A 21,837-nucleotide genomic window follows, 5' to 3' on the forward strand; every position below is an offset into this window, starting at 1 on the left:
TGTTTACAGTTATTCATTCTGGCATAACAACTTCTTATTCCAGTTCTAGCTCAATCAATTAAAAACTCATGAAATCACCGGAAAAAATATCTTCCATTAACCTTTTTCACAGGTATTTGAAGCTGAAAAAACCTTCAAATCCTTTGATCAGTGTTTTCGACTTTACAGAAATCTCTGTAGATCCTGCCACTCTGTTAAGTGCTATCATAACAGATTTTTATGTAGTGGCCCTTAAAAAAGACTGTGCAGGAAAATTCAAGTACGGACAGCAGTATTATGATTTTGATGAGGGAATCATGTATTTTACGGCACCACAGCAGGTCATGCAGTTTGAAGATATATTGCTTTCCGAAGTAAAGGGGAGTGTGTTGGCCGTACACCCTGATTTCTTACAGGGATATGCTTTAGCCAGTGAGATCAGGAATTATGGTTATTTTTCTTATTCCAGCAATGAAGCACTTCATCTTTCCGAAAGAGAGGAAAAGTCTGTGATGGATATTATTGACAATATCAGAAAGGAAATGGAGGCTAATATGGATGTCTTTACCCAAGATCTTCTGGTGTCCAACATTGATCTGTTGCTAAAGTACTGCGACCGTTTTTACAGCCGGCAGTTCCTGACCAGGAAAAAAGTGAATAACAATCTCCTCACTAAGCTTGAGAACTTACTTGATTATTATTTTAAAAGTGATCAGTTAATTATTAACGGAATTCCCACCGTTCAGTTTATGGCGGGCGAGCTTGGCGTAAGTTCCAATTATCTGAGTGATATGCTTAGAATTCAAACCGGTCAGACCACACAGCAGCATATACAGAACAGGCTGATTGAGAAAGCGAAGGAATTGTTATCTACAACCTCAATGTCGGTTTCTGAGATTGCTTACCAGCTTGGCTTTGAGCATCCTCAGTCTTTTCACCGCTTATTCAAGAACAAGATGTCTGTTTCACCACTGGAATTCAGAGATTCTTTCAACTGAAAATACAGATGTATTCAAACAAAAAACCTCTCACATCAAGTAAGAGGTTTTGAACGGACATCGAATGAAAGGTATTGCTACTTATCAGTCAATGTTCGTTTAAATGGTATATTCAAATTATGCTAACTTTACGTTAACTGCATTTAAACCTTTGTCGCTTTTTTGTACTTCGAAAACTACTTTATCGTTTTCACGGATAGATCTTGTATCTAATCCTGAAGAGTGTACAAAAATGTCTTTACCTCCGTCTGTTGGAGAAATAAATCCGAAGCCTTTTGCTTCATTGAAAAATTTTACGGTGCCTTCTTGCATTGTAATAGTATTAAAAATTGTTGTATTAATTATCTTGCGGACTATTTTCTAAAAACTTATCAGAAAAGTTGTCCATTTATTTTTTTATTATGATCAGTGTAAATATTGAAATTTTTCCACATGCATTATAAACCCTATCAGCTTCTGAATATTGGTTAAGTCAGAACGTTCCCCTTCGTCACAGAAAGAAACGGCAGTTCCCTGGGTTCCTGCTCTTCCGGTTTTTCCAATGCGGTGAACATAAGTTTCCGGGACATCCGGAAGTTCATAGTTAACGACATAAGGGAGTTCCTCAATATCAATTCCTCTGGCGGCAATATCGGTAGCGACCAGAACACGGATCTTACTGTTTCTGAAATCTTCCACAGCCTGTTGTCTTGCCATCTGAGATTTATTTCCATGGATCGCTGCTGCAAAAATTCCTGTACGCTCCAATTGTTTCACCAGTCTGTCGGCTCCCTGCTTGGTACGTGTAAAAACCAGTGAACGTAAAATAGATACATCCTGCAGTATATTGATAAGCAGATCAGTTTTCTGGGTCTTTTCAACGAAGTAAACGGACTGGTTGATGGTATGTATTGGTGATGGAACCGGGTTTACTGTAATTTCTACAGGGTTCTTCAGCATGGCATCTGCAAATTTTTGGACGTCCGGAGGCAAGGTTGCAGAAAAGAATAAGGTCTGTCGTTTTGGTGAAACCAGCTTTAAGATTTTTTTTACATCCTCTGCAAATCCCATATCAAGCATTCTGTCAGCTTCGTCCAGGACCAGTATTTCAATTTTAGAGAGATCAATATATCTTTGGCTTACCAAATCCAGCAGTCTTTCGGGAGTTGCAATAAGAATATCCACCCTTTTTCTAAGAGCAGCAAGCTGGCTTCCGGATAATACACCTCCAAAAATGGAAAGCTGTGATAGTGGTAAATATTTACTGTAAACTTTAAAACTTTCTTCCAGCTGCAGGACCAATTCCCGGGTTGGCGTTAAGATTAAAGTCCGTATTTCTTTATGATCTGGTGTATTTCTTTTTAATAACTGAAGAATAGGCATGGCAAATGCCGCCGTTTTCCCGGTGCCGGAGTGAGCATAGCCTATAATATCCCTTCCTGCTAAAATATGGGGAACAGCAATGTACTGTATCTCTGTAGGTTTGGAATATCCGGCTTCTGTAACGGCACGGACTATAGGATTTATTAAATTTAAATTTCTAAAACTCATCATATTCTACCGGAACATCCGGTTCTGAGTGGCCAAATCGGTTAAGATCTGAATTGTTGTCTTGCATCAAAATAATGAATATCAGTTCTGATAAGCATTATCTTTAATTATTATTTACTTTGCATTAACTTTGACAATAAATTCAGTTGGGAATATATTTGCTGAGCTTTGCAATATCATATCGTTCTTATTCTCAGGGGCAGGGTTTTAATCTGTACCATTCTGAGCTTTATAAATACTTTTCACCTGAAAACCAAGGAAACAGTATTAAAAATTATTAAAAAATAAGTTTTAATTGGGCAGCTGAAAAAGCAAAACTGAAAGAGAAAAATGAAGATTTTAAACTATTACAGAATAGCAAAAGGCAGAGACCTGTTTTTATAAATGCTTTGCAAAGCTACAATAAAGAAATTGAATATTAATTGATTTAAATGATTGATTATCAAAAAATTATTTGTAGCTTTCGCACGTTAACTGAATTGTTTGCAGCCAAGCGGATGATTTTAAATCCGTACTTATGCAGACCTCTGTTCCTACAACCAGCCCCCAACCCCAAACTTTACAATCCCACACAGACCAGCATGTGAGAATTGCATACTTCATTATGGTTCATCATAAGCCGGAAGTATTCAAAGCAATGTTTCAGAAGATCTATACAAGAGATCAATTTTATCTCATCCACATAGACCGTAAAGCTAAAGATGAGTTTACCGATGAGATCCAGATGTATCTCATTAAGTTTCCCAACGTTTATATTCTGGAAAGTATCAATATTGTTTCCGGAGGATTCAGTATGATCCAGGCTGAACTTGATGCCATGGAATTTCTGCTTAATGTAAGCCAGGAATGGGATTATTTTGTTAACCTGAGCGGTGAAGATTATCCTTTGAAATCACAGAATATCATCAGAAAATTCCTTACAGCAAACAATGGACGGAATTATCTTTTCTATTATGATCAGAAGTTTTACCGTCCGGATACTCTTAAGAGAATACAAAATCATTTTACGGAGCTGTCTTATAAGATATCGTCTCTTATGTACAAAAGAGAATTCATGAAGGGAGTTACGCCCTATATCGGTGGGAAATGGGTTATTTTTACCAGGGATACCTGTGCTTTTCTTGCCAATAATAAAAGAGTGATGAATTTTGAGGATTATTATCTCCATACATTTCTGCCTGCAGAATCATTTTTCCAGACTGTTCTTATGAATACTTCTTTTAACGATCTTATTGTAAATGATGATAAAAGAGCCGTCATCGAAAAACCGATATTCGGTAAGAAACAGACATCAGAGGAGCTTATTCTTTTTCTGAAAGCAACCAACCACCTTTTCATCAGGAAAATAAATGACAAAACAGAAGAAGAGGTTGTGAAATACATCGAAGAAAGCTACGATTTTCCTCTACCGGACATAGATGAAGTAGAAAGAGAACTGAAAATTGATAAAAGGCAGGATAATTAACTTCCGTATTTCCTCAAATTCCAAAAAATTCTTGTCAATGTTTTTTTAACCTCCTGTAATTAACAAGGGGCCTCAATGAAATGTAAATTTGTTTCAACTTAAATGTTCCAGATATTAAGTCTCAGTAATTGAGAAATTTTATTAAAATTAAATGCAAGGTCATAGAATATACGTACTGTAATATTATTAAGCGCTATGATCCAAATGAGTAATACCATGAAGATCATTCATTCTAAAGTATAGGTCTTAGATCTCACCCATTACATACATATTCTCCATGGTCGGAACTGTACTGCCTCCCTGTTTTTCAAGGGTTATAGCGAATGCTTGTGCTTTCGGAATATGGGCAAGAGCAGTTTTGCTGTCTTTTTCTTCAGTGTATATTCCGGCGCTTACTGGTTTTCCGTCTGCAATAGCCCAAAGCTGATACTGCATTCCTTCCGGAGCCTTTGGTAAGCTCTCAGCGTTGAGGTAGACTTCTTTTGTTTTTTTGTCCCAGAAAACCATTGCTTTGGAATCGGTATGCTTTTCTACGCCTTTCAGCATGACCATCTGCATATCGGGATTGGAAAACATTTCCATTTTCTGATTCATCTTTTGCATAGCGAGATCCTGAGCTTTTTTCTCGGTCTGCATTTTAGCAATTTCATCTTTCGTTTTAGACTGATCGCTCATCCAGAAAAGATTTCCGGCAGCACTGATCAAAAATAATACAGAAGCGGCAACTGCATAGGTTTTCCAGCTGCTTTTACTCTGAGGCTTAATGTCTTGTTGAAGCTTGATATCCTGCTGAGGTTTCGCATGGGGAATATCCCGGATAACCGCAGGCTGTACTTCTTCAGTAGTCTGCTCCTGCTGGATCTTATTCCAGATCTTAGATTTTAAATCGGCTGGTGGTGCCACGGCCTGGCTTGTCACCAGATCTTCCAAAGTTTTTTGTGCTTCTTCAAAAGCCGCTTTTACTTCAGCATTGTTTTTCATCACACACTCCAAAATCCCTGCCTCCTCAGGAGAAGCAAGACCTAGAATATAAGATTCTATAATTCCGGATGATATGTATTCTTTAGTGTTCAATTTATTGATAATCTTTTAACAAATCCTTTAATTTCATCAGCGCATTCCGCATTTTGGTTTTCACCGTTCCAAGGGGTATCTTTAGTTTATCAGATATTTCGCTCTGCGTATAACCCTGGTAGTATGCTAAGTCGATAAGTTCCTGTTTATCAACCTCCAAACCTTTCAGTACATTATTAAATCCAATAAAATCGGATGAATTGTTAGTCGTTGAAAGTTCTGTAGAGTTATATACGAAATCCGGAAGAGGCTGGTTTTTAAGTTCGTTCTGAAAACCTTTTGATTTTAAATAATCTATAGCCGTGTTTCTTGCAATATTAATCATCCACGTATAAAACCTTCCTTTGGAAGAGTCATACTGATGAGCGGCATTCCAGATTTTAACAAAAACATCCTGGATTATTTCTTCCGTATATTCTTTTGACTGAACGATCCGGAGAACCACACCATACAGGGCTCCTGCATAATGATCGTACAAATAATGAAAGCCCGATTCGTTTTTTTCCTTCAGTAAAACGATAAGCTCTTCTTCCGAATAGGTTGTTTTAATAGTGTATGATTTTCATTCCAAATGTAATAAAAATTAATATACTACAGACAACATCCGAAAAATCTTTTAAATCGTAAATGATTTTAAGTAATCGTTTAAAATTATCAGATATGAAAAGTATAATCATAAAAACAGCCCTCCTGTTTTTCAACGGATCTGTCTGATTCCCTATGTCTCAATTAGTTTTGGATTCCGAAAGATCTAACAGGTTCTAAGTTTTTAATAAAAAATCAATTTTTTTAAATCCAAAACAAAAACCGCCTCGTAAATGATTCTAAGAACACAAACTAAATAAATATTAATTAAAAAAAACAACAAAATGAACACAAACTCAAAAATTGCAGTTTTAGGAATGATCGTTTTATCATTCGCTTTCAGCGGGAAGGTAACTGCACAGATGGTGAAAGAAAAAACAGTAATGGTAGGCGGAGCGCTGATGTATCCATCTAAAAATATTATTGAAAACGCTGTTAACTCCAAAGATCACAAAACTTTGGTAGCAGCAGTAAAAGCAGCCGGTCTTGTAGAAACGCTGCAGGGAGCAGGACCTTTTACAGTGCTTGCCCCTACGGACGCAGCCTTTGGGAAACTTCCCAAAGGAACTGTGGAAACTCTGGTAAAACCTGAAAATAAGGAAATGCTTACAAAGATCTTAACCTATCACGTGCTTGCCGGAAAATACAGTGCTAAAGACATCTGGGCTGCAGTGAAAGCCGGAAAGGGTAAAAGTATGATGAAAACGGTAGAAGGGGAAGGGCTTACCTTCTGGACAAAAGGAAAAGATCTTTATGTACAGGATGCTAAAGGAAATAGTGCAAAAGTGACGATAGCTGATGTGAATCAGTCAAATGGTGTGATCCATGTGATTGATACGGTCTTGATGCCGTAATGTTTTAGTTTTCAAACAGCATAATTTTTTATGCTGTTTTTTTCCTCTTTTGAGAATCATAAAACACTTTAACCTAATAATATTATGAAAAAAACAATTAATGTTTCTAACCAGGGAGCAACTCTGGATACAAGCAGAAGAAATTTTTTGAAACTGGGCGGTATAGGACTGGCAATGGCAGGACTTGCGCTGATTGGTTGTGACGACGATGATTTCGAATTTTCAGGTAACGGTCAGGTCTTTGACCTGGGTACCGGAGATGTCGGAGTCTTGAATTATGCGTATGCATTGGAACAGTTGGAGGCAGATTTTTATACAAAAGTAGTCAATAACTTTTACTCAGGGATTTCAAGTGCCGAAAAAGAGATCTTTACAGACCTTTATCATCATGAAGTCATTCACCGTGATTTTTTTAAAACGGCTATCACCGGTGCTACGATGAATGTTTTACCCACACTGGAATTTCAGTATCCCAATGTGAATTTTAATAACAGAAATTCCGTTCTGGCGACAGCAAAAGCCCTGGAAGATACAGGGGTGGCTGCCTACAACGGTGCGGGAAAATACATTGCCAATCCTGCCTATTTGGTTATTGCAGGAAAAATCGTTTCTGTAGAAGCGCGACATGCCTCTGCGATCAGGAATATCATTAATCCCGGATCTACAGACTTTTCAGGTGATGACGTGATTGATGCCAACGGACTGGATCTTGCCAAAGAGCCTAAAGACATCGTGATGGCAGCAGGAGGATTTATAAAAACTCCTTTCACATGGAAAGAAAGAGGAATCAGCTAATTACCCATTTTCAAAATCTACAGTTATGAACATTCTTAAATTACTCGATAAGCTTTCTAATGATAAATTTTTTACCACAGAAGCGACAAGATTAGAAACGATTACCAATATTTCATCGTTTGGTAAAAAAGCAGCGGTGGCCTCTATTCCGCTTGGATTGGGCACCTTAATGGCAACCCCTGCTAAAGCTGAAACTTCAGATAAAACAGTTCCCGTAAGTGTTTTTAAAAATGCTTTGACGGATGCTTTGCAGCTGGCATTAGTTCTGGAATATCTGGAAAATGAATATTACGCAATGGGACTGGCTGTACCCGGCCTGATTCCTAATTCAGACCGGCCAGTATTCATGCAGATCTCAAAGCATGAATCGGCTCATGTTACATTTCTGAAAAGTACACTGACATCTTTGGGAGAGACTCCGGGAGCAAAACCCACTTTTGATTTTACCGCTGGCGGGGCTTTTATGCCTTTTACAGATTATAATCAATTTCTTGTTTTGGCACAGGCTTTTGAAGATACCGGGGTTCGTGCTTATAAGGGACAGGCTGGAAATGTGATGGCTAACAAAGCAGTTTTGCAGGCCGCATTACAGATACATTCAGTAGAAGCCAGACATGCTTCGCAGGTGAGAAGAATGAGAGCCAATAAAGGCTGGATAGAGCTGGCCAACGGAGGAAACATGCCTTCTGCTACCAATGCTGTCTATGCCGGTGAAGACAATGTGAATCAGGCCGGATTCAATACCGGTACTGCTTTTGGAGCTGCTGCAGGATCTGCAGCTTATGATGAAATTTTAACAGGAAGTGAAGCTCAGGCAATTGCAGGTCTGTTTATTGTCTGAGATAATTTTTATTATTTAGGTGTGAGTCCTATCCTTAGAAAATTTCTGAGGATAGGATTTTTTTAATTATTAATCTTAATTATAGAAAAATATTACCCAAAAGTGTAATTGACCTGCTTTGTTTTTATCACCAGCTTTACTATGAAATTAATAGTATAAACAGTATACCAACGGCATTTCTGCCGAAGAGCCTACTGTAGAATTTGATTTGTACTCATACTGCTAATAAAAACAAAATTACCATGAAAACACTACATTTAAAAAGTCTGAAGATTCTCGTGAGCTTTTTCCTGCTCACTCTGTTTACCAGCCTGTATTCACAGCCTCCGGTACCTGTTGGCCGTATTTATGACCAGGCGCACCAGCAGAGCTTTGTTCTGTACAGTGACGGGATGACGGTACAGGATGGTAATCCCATGAATAGAGGCCTGGCGTATCGTGATCCATCCGGAATGATGTATTTGAGGCTGCCCGCTGCCAATCCGCACCAAAAAGCTTTTTTCCTGGATTACAACAGGAATGTTATTGAGATTGATTATATCCAGGGAGCCAGAATTATTGGTTATTCAGACATTCAGCCGCCACCAAATCCAATGATTAATTATGTTCCGCCGGTATACAGCCCTAATGTCGGTATTCAGACAGCGAACGGTTTTCAGCCTTTACCGGAGCAGGTTATAGACATAAAGAATCCGTATGGTGACCTGATGATTACAAACGAGCAGACCGCTAAAAACTGTTACGACCGGTCAGTTGGTTTTAATGGCACCCTGGACAAACAGAAATTTGGTGACTGCATGATTGAAAATATGGCCGGAAAAAAAGAGAATGAAATTTATAACTGTGTTAAAAATGCTTCAACACCGGAAGAGCAGGCTTTATGTCTTGTTGGCACTATGGGAGGGACAAATGAAAGAAGAATATCTGCATCTCTGCTGAAATGTTATAAGCACTATGGAAATGACTATAGTAAATATCCGTTGTGTCTGGCAGGCGAATCCTCGGATCCTGAGCTTCAGAAGCTTCTTTCCTGCGTGCAGCAGCAGGGCAGTTTTGGACAGGTGAACTTTATGAATACCGCTATGTGCTATGGAGCAAGCAGACTTAATATGAATACAGAAGCCCAGATCGTAGTGCAGTGTGCTGTGACGTCAGGCGGACAGCCTTATGTTTTTGCCGGCTGTGCCGGCGGGCAGCTCATGTCCAGGGAACTGGATAAATGCCTTACCATTGGTGTGGGAGGTGATTCCGGCTGTTTTGGTAAAAATAATGACATTATAAAAGGTTTGAATAAAATTGGTTCCGAGCTGCAGAATCAGTTTGGCCCAAATAATGACATCGTAAAAACATGGAATAATACAGTTCACGACATTCAGTATGGTCCGGGTAAAAACCACGAAGTGGTAAAGGTCTTTACCAATGTTGGAAACGAGCTGGAAAAAGCAGGAAATAATATCGGAAAGGAAATAAAAAAAGTACTGCCGAAAATAAAATGGTGATTTGCAGGAAAAACTTATTTTTTAATTTAATGAAAAACCCCTGAGAATCAAATGATTTCAGAGGTTTTTAGTACCCGGAGCCGGGCTCGAACCGGCACGGTTTCCCACTGGTGTTTGAGACCAGCGCGTCTACCAATTCCGCCATCCGGGCATATGTTAAATTGGTGTGCAAATATAGAAACTTTTTTTAATGTTCAAAAGCTTTTTAAGAGAAAAATTTTAAAATTCTATCTCCAAACCATCATAAGCCAGGTGTATTCCTTCCGGAAGATCCTTATCTTCAATATCATGCAAACCCAGATGGTGACTGATGTGTGTTAAAAATAATTTTTTAGGCTTAAGTTCCTTAAACAGGGCAATGACGTCAGGAAGAATAAAATGGGCAGGATGCGGATCGAATTTTCTGATGCAGTTTAAAACCAGCACATCCAGATTCTGCAGTTTCTCCTTTTCTATATCCGAAATAAAATTGGCATCGGTAATGTAGGCAAGGTTTTTAAATTTATATCCGAAAACCGTAATTTCATAATGGATCACTTCAACAGGCGTGATTTCGGTGTCTAAAACACGGAAAGGCCTGTTTTCAATTTCGTGGAGATCAAAAGCCGGAGCTCCCGGATATCTTACATCGGCGAAAGCATAGGGGAAACGGTTTTTAATCTCATGTCCAACCCTTTTGTAACAGTAGATCGGCATATTTTTCCCGCTCTTAAAGATCAGCGGACGCATATCATCAAGACCGATCACATGGTCATTATGCTCATGGGTAAGAAGAGCAATATCTACAGTGTTTTCGTGGTTAAGAAGCATTTGTTCCCTGAAATCCGGCCCGCAGTCGATAAGTATTTTTTTACTTTCCTCAGTAGTAATCATTACTGAAGAGCGGAAACGTTTGTCTTTGGGATTTTTGGAAGTACATACTTCGCATGTACAGCCTATAACGGGCACACCCTGAGAAGTACCGGTTCCTAAAAATTTCAACTTCATTTTCTTTTGAGGTTGGTTTAATTTTGGTAAATTTACGAAAAATTTTACGTCCTAATGTATCAGAAATTAACTCCTAAACAAAAAGCATTAACAATTAATCTAGATCCTACTATTTATGGTACTTTCGCAGAGATTGGAGCAGGGCAGGAGACTGTTCGTCACTTTTTTAGAGCAGGAGGGGCTTCCGGTACAATTGCTAAGGCGATGTCTGCTTATGACAAGGATTTCAGTGATGCCATTTACGGAAAAGAAGCAAAAAACAGGTATGTTACACAGAACAGACTCCGTAAAATGCTCCGTTATGAAGTTGCGTTAATTGAAGAAAGAATTTCAAGGGAAAATAACCCTAATAGAAAATTTTTCTCTTATGCGAATACGGTAACTACCATTAATTTTGATAAGACGCTTAAAGGCCACGGATGGGTTGGAATCCGTTTCCAGACAAAGGAAAACGAAGATTATAATGAGATCGTGATCCACGTAAAATTTAAGGAAAATGATGCTACCTTACAGCAGGAAACCTTAGGAAACCTTGGAGTAAACCTGATCTTCGGAGCTTTCCATTACTATGACAATCCCAGAAATTTAATCGAATCTTTATACGACGATATTGCAAAAGACGGCCTTGAAATTGATATGATCGATTTCAGCGGTCCTGCTTTCGATTATGTGGACAACAGGCTAATGTCGCTGCAGCTTGTGAAGCATGGAATGACAGATGCGGTGATTTTCAATTCCCAGGGAAGCAATATGCTGCCTGCCGATGTTTTATACAAGAAAAATATATTCGCGGTAAGAGGGAGTTTCAGGCCCGTAACAAAAGTGAACATCGATATGCTTAAAAACGGCCTCGAGATGTTCCAGAAAGATGCAACCTGTACCCATGAAGAAACAGAAGTCCTTATTGAGATTACCATTTCAAACCTCAGGGCGGATGGGGATATTGATGAGAGAGATTTTATGGACAGGGTGGATATTCTTGGTAAACTGGGATATACCGTTATTATTTCCAACTTCTCGGAATATTACAGGCTGATCGATTATTTTGCGTCCTATACAAGCGGTGATATCGGTGTTGCAATGGGTGTGAATAACCTTCTGATGGTATTTGATGAGAAATATTATAAAGATCTTTCAGGTGGAATTCTTGAAGCATTCGGAAAGTTCTTCAGAAACGGGATGAGGGTGTATCTTTACCCTTATAAAGATCCTGAAACCCATGAATTGCTGGATTCTTCAAACCTTAAAGTAGAAGAAAATTTAAAAGAGCTTTACAAATATTTCAAGCACAATAACCGTATTGTAGATATTACCAATCATAATCCGGAATTCCTGGAAATTTATTCCAGAGAAATATTAAGAAAGATTGCATGCTGCGTTAAAGGCTGGGAAAACCAGGTTCCTGAAGGTGTGGCAGAAATGATAAAAGAACGTGGAATGTTCGGCTATAAAGAAGAGCTTTCCTTTAAACAATTCTCCTAAAAACAAAATAAAATGTCAGAAATAAAAAAAAGACTTTCTTCCATTCTTGAAAGTCCAAAACATAATACAGAGGAAAAGCTTCAGAAAGTGTGTCACCTGTTGGATCAGGAAATTTCCTACTTCAACTGGACAGGATTCTATTTTAAAAACGGAGATAAGGATGAGTTGAAATTAGGACCGTATGTGGGTGCACCTACCGATCATACTATTATTCCTTACGGAAAAGGAATCTGCGGACAGGTTGCTGTTTCCAATGAAACATTCGTAGTTCCGGATGTTCACCAGGAAAGCAATTACCTGAGCTGCTCTATTGATACGAAAGCTGAGATAGTAGTACCGATTTTCAAAGATGGCCAGAATGTTGGTCAGATCGATATTGATTCCCATACTGTAGACCCATTTACTGCTGAGGACCGTGAACTTTTGGAATGGCTTTGTAATGAAGTGTCCAAAATTTTGTAATTGGAATTTCAATTCGAAATATAAATATAAGCTCCGGTGTAAATCGGGGCTTTTTTGTTGCATTTAAATACAATTGGTGGCTGAGGCTCTCGAAGCCACCAATTAGCTGGTTCAAGAGATTTCTGAGATAAATATGGAGTATTTTTTTGACCACCCCGTCAAAAATTCTTTGAATTTTCACCACCCCTCCGGAGGAGGGGAATTTGATCCCTCAGACAAATTTTTGCCAGTATGAAAATCAGAGATTTTCAGAGAACTTATGTGCTCTTCTATGCAGTTTATATATCAAAACTTATAAAACTTAAGTGTTTAAAAACTTTTGCTCCTTTTGTGGTTAAAAAAATCAACGCTGCATCGCATGAATTTCAGCTAATAATTCTTTAAAATAATCTCCGCATTTTGCGATATGCGTTCCGTACCACGAAAATGCCTCTCCATCCACAATCATAATTTTTTTGTCAGGATAAAATGCTTTCATTTCCTCAATATGCTTTTCTTTAAAAGGGAAGGGCTCCGAAGAAAGCATAATGACTTCCGCTTCGGCAAGATCTTCCATTTGAATCTCAGGATAACGGGTTCTGTTTTTGAAAATATTTTCAAAACCGATCTCTGACAGGATTTTGTGTATAAAAGTATCCGAACCGATGGTCATATAAGGATTTTTCCAGATGAGATAAGCTGCTTTTACTGTTGCATTGAGTTTGGCCTGTTCCAGAACCTCATAAATCTTAAGATTGAACTGTTGTGCCCTTTCTTCTTTATTAAAAAGATTTCCGAGTGTTTTAAGAAGGTAATAATTATCTTCAATGGTTTCCACATTGGTTACAATCACTTTAAAATCATCCATCAGTGCTTCTACCTGCTCTTTGATGTTTTCTTCTTTATTGGCCAGAATGAGATCCGGCTGCAATGCCCTGATCTTATCAATATTGATATTTTTTGTTCCGCCGATGACCGGGACATTTTTCACTTTGTTTTCAGGGTGGATGCAGAATTTTGTTCTCCCGATCACTTCATTTTCACTAAGACCAAGATCAAATAACGCCTCTGTAATAGAGGGAACTAAAGAAACAACTTTCATATTCAGACTTTCTCTGCCTAAATTACAAAAGTTTTCCTGTCAGGAAAAGCCCGGCTACAGAAAAATAAATAATAAGCCCGGTAACATCTACCAGAGTGGCCACAAATGGGGCGGAAGAAGTAGCAGGGTCTAGGTTCAGCTTTTTCAGAATAAAAGGAACCATGGATCCTGAGAGCGTTCCCCAAAGAACAATCATCACGAGAGAAACACCAACACTTAAACCTACGTATGGCCAGTACATTCCATAATTGAAGAATCCTGCTTCGTGCCATACCATAATCCTTAAAAAGCCGATCACACCAAGAATACCACCCAGAGCGAGCCCGGTAAAGATTTCTTTTTTCATGACATACCACCAGTCTTTCAGACCAATTTCCTGAAGAGCCATTGCCCGGATAATAAGAGTTGCTGCCTGGGAGCCGGAATTTCCTCCACTGGAAATAATTAGCGGAACAAATAAGGCCAATACAACAGCTTTCTGAATCTCATCCTCAAAATAGCCCATCGCTGAAGCAGTCAGCATTTCAGAAAAGAAAAGAATAATCAGCCACGTACCCCTCTTTTTGATCATTTCCATCAGAGAAGTCTGCGTATATGGATCATCTAACGCTTCAAGACCCCCGAATTTCTGAATATCTTCCGTATTCTGCTGTTCGATCTGATCGAGGATGTCATCAATCGTTACAATACCTACAAGAACGCCGGCTTCTGTAATGATGGGAAGAGCAGTCCGGTCATATTTTTCAAAATAAGTTACCGCATCTTCTTTTGAAGTGGTCGTTGTTATCGCCACGAAATGATTGTCGGTCATATCCGATATCAAAGTATCCTCTTCTGCCAAAAGCAGGCTTCCTAAAGCAATATCATCAATCAGGCGGTTTCTTTCATCCACTACATACAGATGGTTCATTGTTTCCACTCTTTTGCCAACCTTTTTGATCTGCTGAAGACATCTTTTTACCGTCCATTCTTTACGGATCTGAATGTAGTAAGGCGTCATCAGACGGGCAATAGAATCTGAGTCATACCCAAGAAGCTTCAGGGCAATCCTTCTTTCCTGGGGATTAAGATGATTGATGGAATACTTGATCAGCTCATCCGGAAAGTCCTCGAAAAGAGAGGTTCTGTCATCCGGAGTCATTCCGTTCAGGATCTCGGAAACTTCTTCGCTTCCGATACTTCTGATCGTTTCTTCCTGGAAATCAGGATCAAGATGGGAAAAAACTTCCGCTTTATATTCTTTCGGAACTTTTAAAAATGCCAAAAGCCTCTCATCAGCAGGAAGGTTGCTGAGAGTTTCGGCGATATCGGCAGGATTAAAGATAAGTTCGTCTCTGGAATTCAAAACGTGAATTTTTTGGATATGCAAAAATAATTCAAAAATTTAAGACTATGAAGGAAAGCGGCAAAATTAAGGATTAATTAAAGCTTAAAATCAGTTAGAACGTTTTTCTGGAAACAAAAAACACCCGCCGGAGCGGATGTTCAAAAATTAAATTTAATTCATAAATACCTATATTATTCAAGAATAGGTCCGCATAAAGGGTAAGGAGAGGGCATACACATGCCTCCGTCACAGCATTCCCCAAATCCACACTGAGTGTGGTCCTGGCATTTTTTGCCCAGTCCGCTGCCGCTGATCGTCAGCTGTTCTTTCCTGGTGAGTTTTTTTATATTTTTCATGGATATTTTGTATTAAGTAAAAAACTGATTTATTCTTCAATACAGTCATATTCCATGCACACTCCCCTGCAGCAGAAACCAATAAAACATGGTCTGGTTGCGCTGCATCTTTCAATAGCTCCTCCGTTGATTTTTCTTTGCTGGTCTCTGTTGAGTTTCTTTAAATTTTTCATGATAGATATTTTTTAATTCAATAAAAGTTAAGACTATTAGAATTCAATACATGCTTGTGGGCTACATACTCCATCACACACCATCCAACGGTACATGGTCTGGTTAAACTGCATCTTGCGATAGTCCCGCCATTGATCTGGCTTTGCTGTTCTCTGTTTAATTTCTTTAGATTTTTCATATCAATAGATTTAATCATTAAGATAAAGATCTGGTACTTAAAGTTCAGGATCAATACATGCGTGAGGTGAGCATATTCCGTTACAGCACCATCCTATAGAGCAGGGTCTGTTGATATTGTTGCATCTGTTAATAGCACCTCCATTAATTTGTTTCTGTTGCTCTCTGTTGAGCTTCTTTAAATTTTTCATATTATATAAGTTTTAATTTGTAAAACTAAAATAGTAAAAAATATTATATTATTCACTATGTGATGAAAATATTTAACTAGTAATCAGAGTATTTGAAGGTTTTTTTAATTTTATTGAAAAAATATAGTTGAAAAAATATACTTGTTAAAGAAAGGTGGGTAGATCGTAAATTGAGAATTGGGAATCGTCAATGAGTGAATTTTTTTGACAGTAATAATTGACCATTAACTTGCGAAGCAAAATTCACCATTCCCCTTTAAAGCTCTGCTCCAGCCCCGGATTTAAGTTTTCTGAGTTTTTTCAAAATCCCCTTGATCGCACCGTCAGTTCCTATTTTAATAGAATTTTCGGTAGAACCTAAAAGGCGCATATTTTTCCGGTAGGTGTCATAATCTGTTTCTGTAACCAGATTTCCTCCTGCATCAAAAAGTTTCATACTTACTACAACCTGGTTGGAAAACACATATTTACCGATGCCTACTTTGAAATACCTTACTTTGGGAACAATAGCAAAATCAGCGTCGTTATTGACACAGTAATCGGTGATGGTTTGTTTTTCAACGCTGTCAAAAGGGATCTGCACTTCGGCTCTGAGTACTTTATTCTTTCTCCCGCTGAAATTATCGGAAACGGCACTGAAGAACGCCAGGTTTGTAGGCTCTTTGATTTCCTCAATATCAGGTTCTACCTCAGGATTGAAGTATAGGATTTTTTTTGTTTTGTTGTCGGCATTTTTCTGCGCTTTTACCGAAATAGCACCGACCAGTAAAAAAGTTCCAAGAGCTGTAAAGAATATAATTTTTCTCATTGTGTAATACGTATGCAAAATTACTGCCTTTTCATCGGATGGCATACAATTTATTAAGAAATTTTTAACATTTTTTTCTATCAAATTCAATAAATGAAATCGATAATGTTTGCAGAATCAAAAAATAGTCGTAATTTTGCACCCGTTACATAATAATCATTAAACAATATTGGAATGTACTTAACAACAGAAAAAAAAGCAGAAATTTTCGCAAAACATGGAAAATCTGCACAGGACACAGGAAGTGCTGAAGGACAAGTAGCTCTTTTCACTTTCAGAATCAACCACTTATCTCAGCATTTAAAGGCTAACCGTCACGATTTCAACACAGAGAGATCTCTAGTGAAATTGGTAGGTAAAAGAAAAAGCTTATTGGATTATCTTAAGAAAAAAGATATTACAAGATACAGAGCTATTATCGCTGAACTAGGTTTAAGAAAATAATCTACAGAGATTTTCAAATAAAAGCAACTTCGAGAGGAGTTGCTTTTTTTATGCCCCTGCTTTCCGGTCTTTTCCAATTTTCCCAAGATGTGTATTCTGAAAGTTATCCGGATATTTCAGTCCATAACCCAATATTCTGTCAAATGCCGAATGGGCAAACAGTATGGCACCTGCCATTTGGAGATAGGGAAGAGAAAGGGCGGTCCCGGCAAGGTATATAACGGCAGCCAATCCAAGATGATGAAACAGGTTGTAAAAAAACGCCCCCGTTTTATTATTGAAAACATACCCCAACATAGAAATATCCGGTGCCAGAAATAATCCGGCAAACCACCACCAGGATAGCCCTGTCTGCCCAAAAGCAAATATTCCCAATAACAAAAAAGCAAAGTATTCCAGCTGTAATTGAATCTTCATAACAAAAGTATTGATTATCCCCATAAGTGTCTGACTTAGTGTAAAAGTTACATCTTAAGGTGGATTTAAAAACAAAAGTGAGACGTTTTTAAACATCCCACTTTAAATTATGAATTAACCCGAACTCAGGTTAATTAGGTTCTGTGTCAAATAATTCTTAATGTCCCGATTTTGCTTCAGTGCTTTCTACATGCCCTAAATATTTAGAACAGTATGCCCCAAAGATTAAAATCACCAGATAACAGAAGACAGGAATAATAAATGAATGCTGTACCCCCAGCTGATCGGCAAGATAACCCTGAAAAATAGGAACAATAGCACCTCCCAATATAGCCATTACCACCAAAGAAGATCCCTGGCTGGTATATTTGCCTAAACCGGAAATAGCCAGCGTATAAATATTGGAAAACATGATTGAGTTAAAGATTCCTATTCCTAAAATGCTGTACATCGCCAGTTCACCGTGATTAACCATTGCAGAAATTAGGAGAATGACATTAATGGCCGCAAAAATAGATAATGTCCTTGCCGGAGCTGCTTTACCGATAAAGAAAGCAATAAAGTTAAGTACAATAAATACAAGGAAAAAGCTGATTTGTGCAAAGCTCAGGTCTACGATACTGAAAATGACCAGGAAAACAGCAGCTGCTGCACCCAGCATATAGATTGCTTTTTTTCCCTGGCTTAATGACTGGTTTAAAGAAATGGCCCCAAGAAAACGTCCGATCATCGCACCACCCCAATAAAGTGAAAGATAATTTTTGCTGATGATCTCATTAAAACCCATGATCTGAGGCTGTTCCAGAAAGCTGATGATAAAGCTTCCTACCGCCACTTCTCCGCCCACATAGCAGAACATGGCAAAAACGCCGAATTTCAGGTGACTGAACTGAAGAGCGCCCCATCCTTTTACGATCTCTTCTTCCTGGGTCTGGAAAGAAGGCAGTTTCACCCGGGAAATAAGTAATGCCACCAATAGAAGAATGCCTGCAAAGATCAGGTAAGGAATTCTGGTAGCGACTGCACTGAACGAGCCGTCCGGAGCTGAGAAAAATTCAAAGATCAGGTGACCTCCAAGAACCGGTGCAATTGTGGTTCCGAAGGCATTGAAGGCCTGAGTCATATTCAGTCTGCTGGAAGCTGATTCTTCGCTGCCGAGTAATGAAACATAGGCGTTGGCCGTTATCTGAAGCACGGTAAAACCTAATCCCAGAATAAACAGGGCTCCAAGAAATAAAGGGTAATAAGAAAAAGTCGCTGCCGGATAAAATAAGACACACCCAAAGGCAGCCAGAAATATACCGAACATGATTCCCTTTTTGTACCCTGCCTTATTAATAGGATCTCCTTTTGTAATAGAGATCAGGAAATAGATCAGTGAACCGATAAAATACGCTCCGAAAAAACAGAACTGTACCAGCATGGATTCGAAAAAAGTGAGTTTGAAAAGCTGTTTCAGATAGGGGATCAGGATATCATTCATACAGGTGATGAATCCCCACATAAAAAAGAGCAGGGTGATCGTGATTAAAGGAACCGTATAATTCCTGCTCTGTGTTTTTACTTCTTTATTGATCATAAACATTTATTTAATTTGAAAAAGAACGGTTAAGCCCTTTTCAGTTGTTTCGTCTGCTGCATACATATTTTGAGAAGCATGGCAAATATAAGCCAGTGACCTGTTTTTCTGCAACTTTTCAGATGACTTTTCTTTAGATAAAATGTATCTATTGCTGCAGAAATATTATTTGCACTTTTTGAGACAATAATACGAAAACAACAGGATTTAATAATCAATTTTCTTTAAAAAAAATATTTTTTGTCATTCTGAATAATGAATAGGTTAAACATACCGTCAGTAATTTTACATCTTTGACAAAAAAGGAAGGGATATCTTATGATTCTGAGCAGCATTTCTGAGACTGAAAATTTAATATCTCATTATTATATGGTATATTTGCACACGAAAATTTAGACGAAATATCAATAATTAAAGCACTCAATACGGAGTGCAACACAAAACAATTTATGAGTATACCTCAAGCAATTACAGAAACGATTATTCTTGCAGACGGCAGAGAAATCACAATTGAAACAGGAAAATTAGCAAAACAGGCTGATGGTTCTGTAGTCGTAAAAATGGGCGGAACAATGCTTTTAGCAACTGTTGTAGCCAGTAAAGAAGCAAAAGAAGGAGTAGATTTCCTACCCTTAACTGTAGATTACAGAGAAAAATTCTACGCAGGAGGAAAAATTCCTGGAAACTTTTTCAGAAGAGAAGCCAGACCGTCAGATCAGGAAATCCTGACAATGCGTTTGGTAGACAGAGTTCTTAGACCATTATTCCCTGAAGATTTCCATGCTGAAGTTCAGGTAATGATTTCATTAATTTCTTATGACGGACAGTCAATTCCTGATGATTTAGCAGGTCTTGCCGCTTCTGCCGCTATCGCTATTACAGATATTCCTTTCAACGGGCCAATGTCTGAAGTAAGAGTGGTAAGAATTGATGGCGAGCTTTCTATCAACCCTAAATTTGAAGATCTTAAAATTGCTGACCTAGACATCATGGTAGGAGCAACCAAAGATTCTATCGTAATGGTAGAGGGAGAGATGAAAGAAATTTCTGAGCAGGAAATGCTTGAAGCTATCCAATTCGCTCACGTAGAAATTAAAAAACAAGTTGAAGCTCAGGAAAGATTAGCTGAAAAGGTAGGTAAATCTTTCCCAAAAAGAGAATACAGCCACGAAAATCACGATGAAGCTATCCGTGAGAAAGTGTGGAAAGAAACATATGATAAAGTATATGAAGTAGCGAAAACTCCTTCAGGAAAAGAAGAAAGAGGTGAAAAATTCAAAGCTGTTCTGGATGAATTTTTAGCTCAATATGTTGATAATGCTGAAGAATTAGAAAGAGTAACCCCTTTCGCTAAAGTATATTACCACGATGTGGAAAAAGAAGCGATGCGTCAGATGATTTTGAATGATAAAATCCGTCTTGATGGTCGTGATCCTGAAACCATTCGTCCAATCTGGAGCGAAATTGATTATTTACCGGGAGCTCACGGTTCTGCAATCTTCACAAGAGGTGAAACTCAGTCTTTAACAGCTGTAACACTAGGTTCAGTGAAAGATGCAAACATGGTAGACAGCGTGATGGTAAACTATGACGAAAGATTTTTCTTACATTATAACTTCCCGCCGTTCTCAACAGGTGAAGCAAGACCTTTAAGAGGAACTTCAAGAAGAGAAGTAGGACATGGAAACCTGGCTCAGAGAGCTTTGGCAAACATGATTCCTGAAGAAAACCCTTACACTATCCGTATCGTTTCTGATATTTTGGAATCGAACGGTTCATCTTCTATGGCTACTGTTTGTGCCGGAACTTTAGCATTAATGGATGCTGGTATTCAGATTGCAAAACCTGTTTCTGGTATTGCAATGGGATTGGTAACAGACGTTAAAACCGGAAAATTCACTGTTCTTTCTGATATCTTAGGAGATGAAGATCACCTGGGAGATATGGACTTTAAAGTAACGGGAACTGCAGACGGTATCACGGCTTGTCAGATGGATATCAAAATCCAGGGGCTTTCTATGGATATCATGGAAAAAGCTCTTCTACAGGCAAGAAACGGAAGACTTCATATCTTAGATAAACTAAATGAAACTATTTCTGCTCCAAGAGAAGATGTGAAACCGCACGCTCCGAAAATGGTAATGCTTGAGATCTCTAAAGATTTCATTGGTGCTGTGATCGGACCTGGTGGAAAAATCATTCAACAACTTCAAAAAGATACAGATACTGTTATTGCTATTGAAGAAGTAGGAGAAATCGGAAGAATTGAGATTTCTGGTGTAAGCAGAGAGAAAATCAATGCAGCGATCGCCAGAATCAACGAGATTACGTTTGTACCTGTAGTAGGTGAAGTGTACCAAGGAAAAGTGGTGAAAGTAATGGATTTCGGAGCTTTCGTAGCCATTGCGAAAGGGACTGAAGGACTTCTTCACATTTCTGAAATTGAGTGGGCACGTCTGGATAAAGTACCTTATAACGAAGGTGATGAAGTAGAGGTGAAGTTCATGGGTTATGATGACCGTAAGAAAATGAAGCTTTCAAGAAAAGTTCTTCTACCAAGACCTGCAAGACCTGAGTCTAAACCAAGACCAGAAGGACAGGACAGACCACAAGGTGACAGAAGACCGGAAGGACAGGGCAGACCTGACAGACCGGCAAGAAGAGAAGAGAATACAAGACCGGAAGGGGAAAAACCTGCCGGAGATCAAAATCCTTCTTCTGAAGCTTAAGAT

The 21,837-nt window shown here is 38.5% G+C and carries 24 protein-coding genes and 1 tRNA gene; 10 read left to right on the forward strand and 15 right to left on the reverse strand.

The window, feature by feature from the left end:
- Positions 1-68 precede the first annotated feature (68 nt).
- Complete coding sequence (locus tag AC4IFE_RS10205; protein WP_490756807.1) at positions 69-977, forward strand: helix-turn-helix domain-containing protein; 909 nt, start codon at positions 69-71, stop codon at positions 975-977.
- 117 nt (positions 978-1,094) lie between these two features.
- On the opposite strand, the gene AC4IFE_RS10210 is transcribed toward AC4IFE_RS10205, so the two are convergent.
- The gene (locus AC4IFE_RS10210; protein ID WP_490756808.1) at positions 1,095-1,289 is read right to left on the reverse strand and encodes a cold-shock protein; all 195 of its coding nucleotides are present in this window, start codon (positions 1,287-1,289) and stop codon (positions 1,095-1,097) included.
- A 93-nt stretch (positions 1,290-1,382) separates the two neighbouring features.
- On the reverse strand, positions 1,383-2,507 hold the full coding sequence (locus AC4IFE_RS10215) for a DEAD/DEAH box helicase (RefSeq protein WP_490757053.1): 1,125 nt from the start codon (positions 2,505-2,507) through the stop codon (positions 1,383-1,385).
- A 517-nt stretch (positions 2,508-3,024) separates the two neighbouring features.
- Here AC4IFE_RS10215 and AC4IFE_RS10220 point away from each other — a divergent pair.
- Positions 3,025-3,972, forward strand: a complete 948-nt coding sequence (locus tag AC4IFE_RS10220; RefSeq protein WP_490756809.1) for a beta-1,6-N-acetylglucosaminyltransferase — start codon at positions 3,025-3,027, stop codon at positions 3,970-3,972.
- Positions 3,973-4,218: 246 nt separating this feature from the next.
- On the opposite strand, the gene AC4IFE_RS10225 is transcribed toward AC4IFE_RS10220, so the two are convergent.
- Both AC4IFE_RS10225 and AC4IFE_RS10230 read right to left on the reverse strand, forming a co-directional pair.
- A complete protein-coding gene (locus tag AC4IFE_RS10225) occupies positions 4,219-5,046 on the reverse strand; it encodes an anti-sigma factor (RefSeq protein WP_490756810.1) in 828 nt (275 codons plus the stop codon).
- 1 nt (position 5,047) lies between these two features.
- A complete protein-coding gene (locus AC4IFE_RS10230) occupies positions 5,048-5,524 on the reverse strand; it encodes an RNA polymerase sigma factor (protein WP_490756812.1) in 477 nt (158 codons plus the stop codon).
- A 391-nt stretch (positions 5,525-5,915) separates the two neighbouring features.
- Between AC4IFE_RS10230 and AC4IFE_RS10235 the strand changes: the two genes are divergently transcribed.
- The 4 genes from AC4IFE_RS10235 to AC4IFE_RS10250 all read left to right on the forward strand — a co-directional run bounded on the left by AC4IFE_RS10235 (position 5,916) and on the right by AC4IFE_RS10250 (position 9,620).
- Positions 5,916-6,485 (forward strand): fasciclin domain-containing protein, encoded by a 570-nt coding sequence (locus tag AC4IFE_RS10235; protein WP_490756814.1) that lies wholly within the window; start codon positions 5,916-5,918, stop codon positions 6,483-6,485.
- 84 nt (positions 6,486-6,569) lie between these two features.
- Complete coding sequence (locus AC4IFE_RS10240; protein ID WP_490756816.1) at positions 6,570-7,280, forward strand: ferritin-like domain-containing protein; 711 nt, start codon at positions 6,570-6,572, stop codon at positions 7,278-7,280.
- Between the two features lie 25 nt (positions 7,281-7,305).
- Positions 7,306-8,121: a ferritin-like domain-containing protein gene (locus AC4IFE_RS10245; protein ID WP_490756817.1), complete on the forward strand. Its 816-nt coding sequence runs from the start codon at positions 7,306-7,308 to the stop codon at positions 8,119-8,121.
- Between the two features lie 242 nt (positions 8,122-8,363).
- On the forward strand, positions 8,364-9,620 hold the full coding sequence (locus tag AC4IFE_RS10250; RefSeq protein WP_490756819.1) for a hypothetical protein: 1,257 nt from the start codon (positions 8,364-8,366) through the stop codon (positions 9,618-9,620).
- A 71-nt stretch (positions 9,621-9,691) separates the two neighbouring features.
- Here the strand turns inward: AC4IFE_RS10250 and AC4IFE_RS10255 are convergent.
- Together AC4IFE_RS10255 and AC4IFE_RS10260 are read right to left on the reverse strand one after the other, a co-directional pair.
- Positions 9,692-9,771 (reverse strand) — tRNA-Leu (locus AC4IFE_RS10255).
- Positions 9,772-9,839: 68 nt separating this feature from the next.
- The gene (locus AC4IFE_RS10260; protein ID WP_490756820.1) at positions 9,840-10,607 is read right to left on the reverse strand and encodes an MBL fold metallo-hydrolase; all 768 of its coding nucleotides are present in this window, start codon (positions 10,605-10,607) and stop codon (positions 9,840-9,842) included.
- A gap of 54 nt (positions 10,608-10,661) precedes the next feature.
- Here AC4IFE_RS10260 and AC4IFE_RS10265 point away from each other — a divergent pair, with 54 nt between their 5' ends.
- Both AC4IFE_RS10265 and AC4IFE_RS10270 read left to right on the forward strand, forming a co-directional pair.
- Positions 10,662-12,089, forward strand: coding sequence for a TonB-dependent receptor (locus tag AC4IFE_RS10265; protein WP_111956088.1), 1,428 nt, complete (start codon positions 10,662-10,664; stop codon positions 12,087-12,089).
- A gap of 12 nt (positions 12,090-12,101) precedes the next feature.
- The gene (locus tag AC4IFE_RS10270; RefSeq protein WP_436807145.1) at positions 12,102-12,551 is read left to right on the forward strand and encodes a GAF domain-containing protein; all 450 of its coding nucleotides are present in this window, start codon (positions 12,102-12,104) and stop codon (positions 12,549-12,551) included.
- A gap of 343 nt (positions 12,552-12,894) precedes the next feature.
- On the opposite strand, the gene AC4IFE_RS10275 is transcribed toward AC4IFE_RS10270, so the two are convergent.
- From AC4IFE_RS10275 to AC4IFE_RS10305, 7 genes are all read right to left on the reverse strand, one after another.
- On the reverse strand, positions 12,895-13,632 hold the full coding sequence (locus AC4IFE_RS10275; RefSeq protein WP_490756821.1) for an ABC transporter substrate-binding protein: 738 nt from the start codon (positions 13,630-13,632) through the stop codon (positions 12,895-12,897).
- Positions 13,633-13,654: 22 nt separating this feature from the next.
- On the reverse strand, positions 13,655-14,977 hold the full coding sequence (gene mgtE / locus AC4IFE_RS10280; protein WP_490756823.1) for a magnesium transporter: 1,323 nt from the start codon (positions 14,975-14,977) through the stop codon (positions 13,655-13,657).
- Positions 14,978-15,150: 173 nt separating this feature from the next.
- Entirely contained in the window at positions 15,151-15,315 is a 165-nt protein-coding gene (locus AC4IFE_RS10285; protein WP_490756825.1) for a hypothetical protein, read from the reverse strand.
- Positions 15,316-15,344: 29 nt separating this feature from the next.
- Entirely contained in the window at positions 15,345-15,488 is a 144-nt protein-coding gene (locus AC4IFE_RS10290) for a bacteriocin-like protein (RefSeq protein WP_490756827.1), read from the reverse strand.
- A gap of 17 nt (positions 15,489-15,505) precedes the next feature.
- Entirely contained in the window at positions 15,506-15,667 is a 162-nt protein-coding gene (locus AC4IFE_RS10295) for a bacteriocin-like protein (RefSeq protein WP_490756829.1), read from the reverse strand.
- 37 nt (positions 15,668-15,704) lie between these two features.
- Complete coding sequence (locus AC4IFE_RS10300) at positions 15,705-15,857, reverse strand: bacteriocin-like protein (protein ID WP_490756831.1); 153 nt, start codon at positions 15,855-15,857, stop codon at positions 15,705-15,707.
- A 256-nt stretch (positions 15,858-16,113) separates the two neighbouring features.
- On the reverse strand, positions 16,114-16,665 hold the full coding sequence (locus AC4IFE_RS10305) for a pyruvate decarboxylase (protein ID WP_490756832.1): 552 nt from the start codon (positions 16,663-16,665) through the stop codon (positions 16,114-16,116).
- Between the two features lie 174 nt (positions 16,666-16,839).
- On the opposite strand from AC4IFE_RS10305, the gene rpsO reads away from it, so the two are divergent.
- Complete coding sequence (gene rpsO, locus AC4IFE_RS10310) at positions 16,840-17,109, forward strand: 30S ribosomal protein S15 (protein ID WP_034704056.1); 270 nt, start codon at positions 16,840-16,842, stop codon at positions 17,107-17,109.
- A 48-nt stretch (positions 17,110-17,157) separates the two neighbouring features.
- Here rpsO and AC4IFE_RS10315 read toward each other — a convergent pair whose 3' ends face one another.
- Positions 17,158-17,526, reverse strand: coding sequence for a DUF4260 domain-containing protein (locus AC4IFE_RS10315; protein WP_490756833.1), 369 nt, complete (start codon positions 17,524-17,526; stop codon positions 17,158-17,160).
- Between the two features lie 157 nt (positions 17,527-17,683).
- Positions 17,684-19,105, reverse strand: coding sequence for a sugar MFS transporter (locus tag AC4IFE_RS10320; protein WP_490756835.1), 1,422 nt, complete (start codon positions 19,103-19,105; stop codon positions 17,684-17,686).
- 449 nt (positions 19,106-19,554) lie between these two features.
- On the opposite strand from AC4IFE_RS10320, the gene AC4IFE_RS10325 reads away from it, so the two are divergent.
- On the forward strand, positions 19,555-21,834 hold the full coding sequence (locus AC4IFE_RS10325) for a polyribonucleotide nucleotidyltransferase (protein ID WP_490756836.1): 2,280 nt from the start codon (positions 19,555-19,557) through the stop codon (positions 21,832-21,834).
- Positions 21,835-21,837: the final 3 nt, after the last annotated feature.

The organism is Chryseobacterium sp. UF-81 (assembly GCF_058245105.1).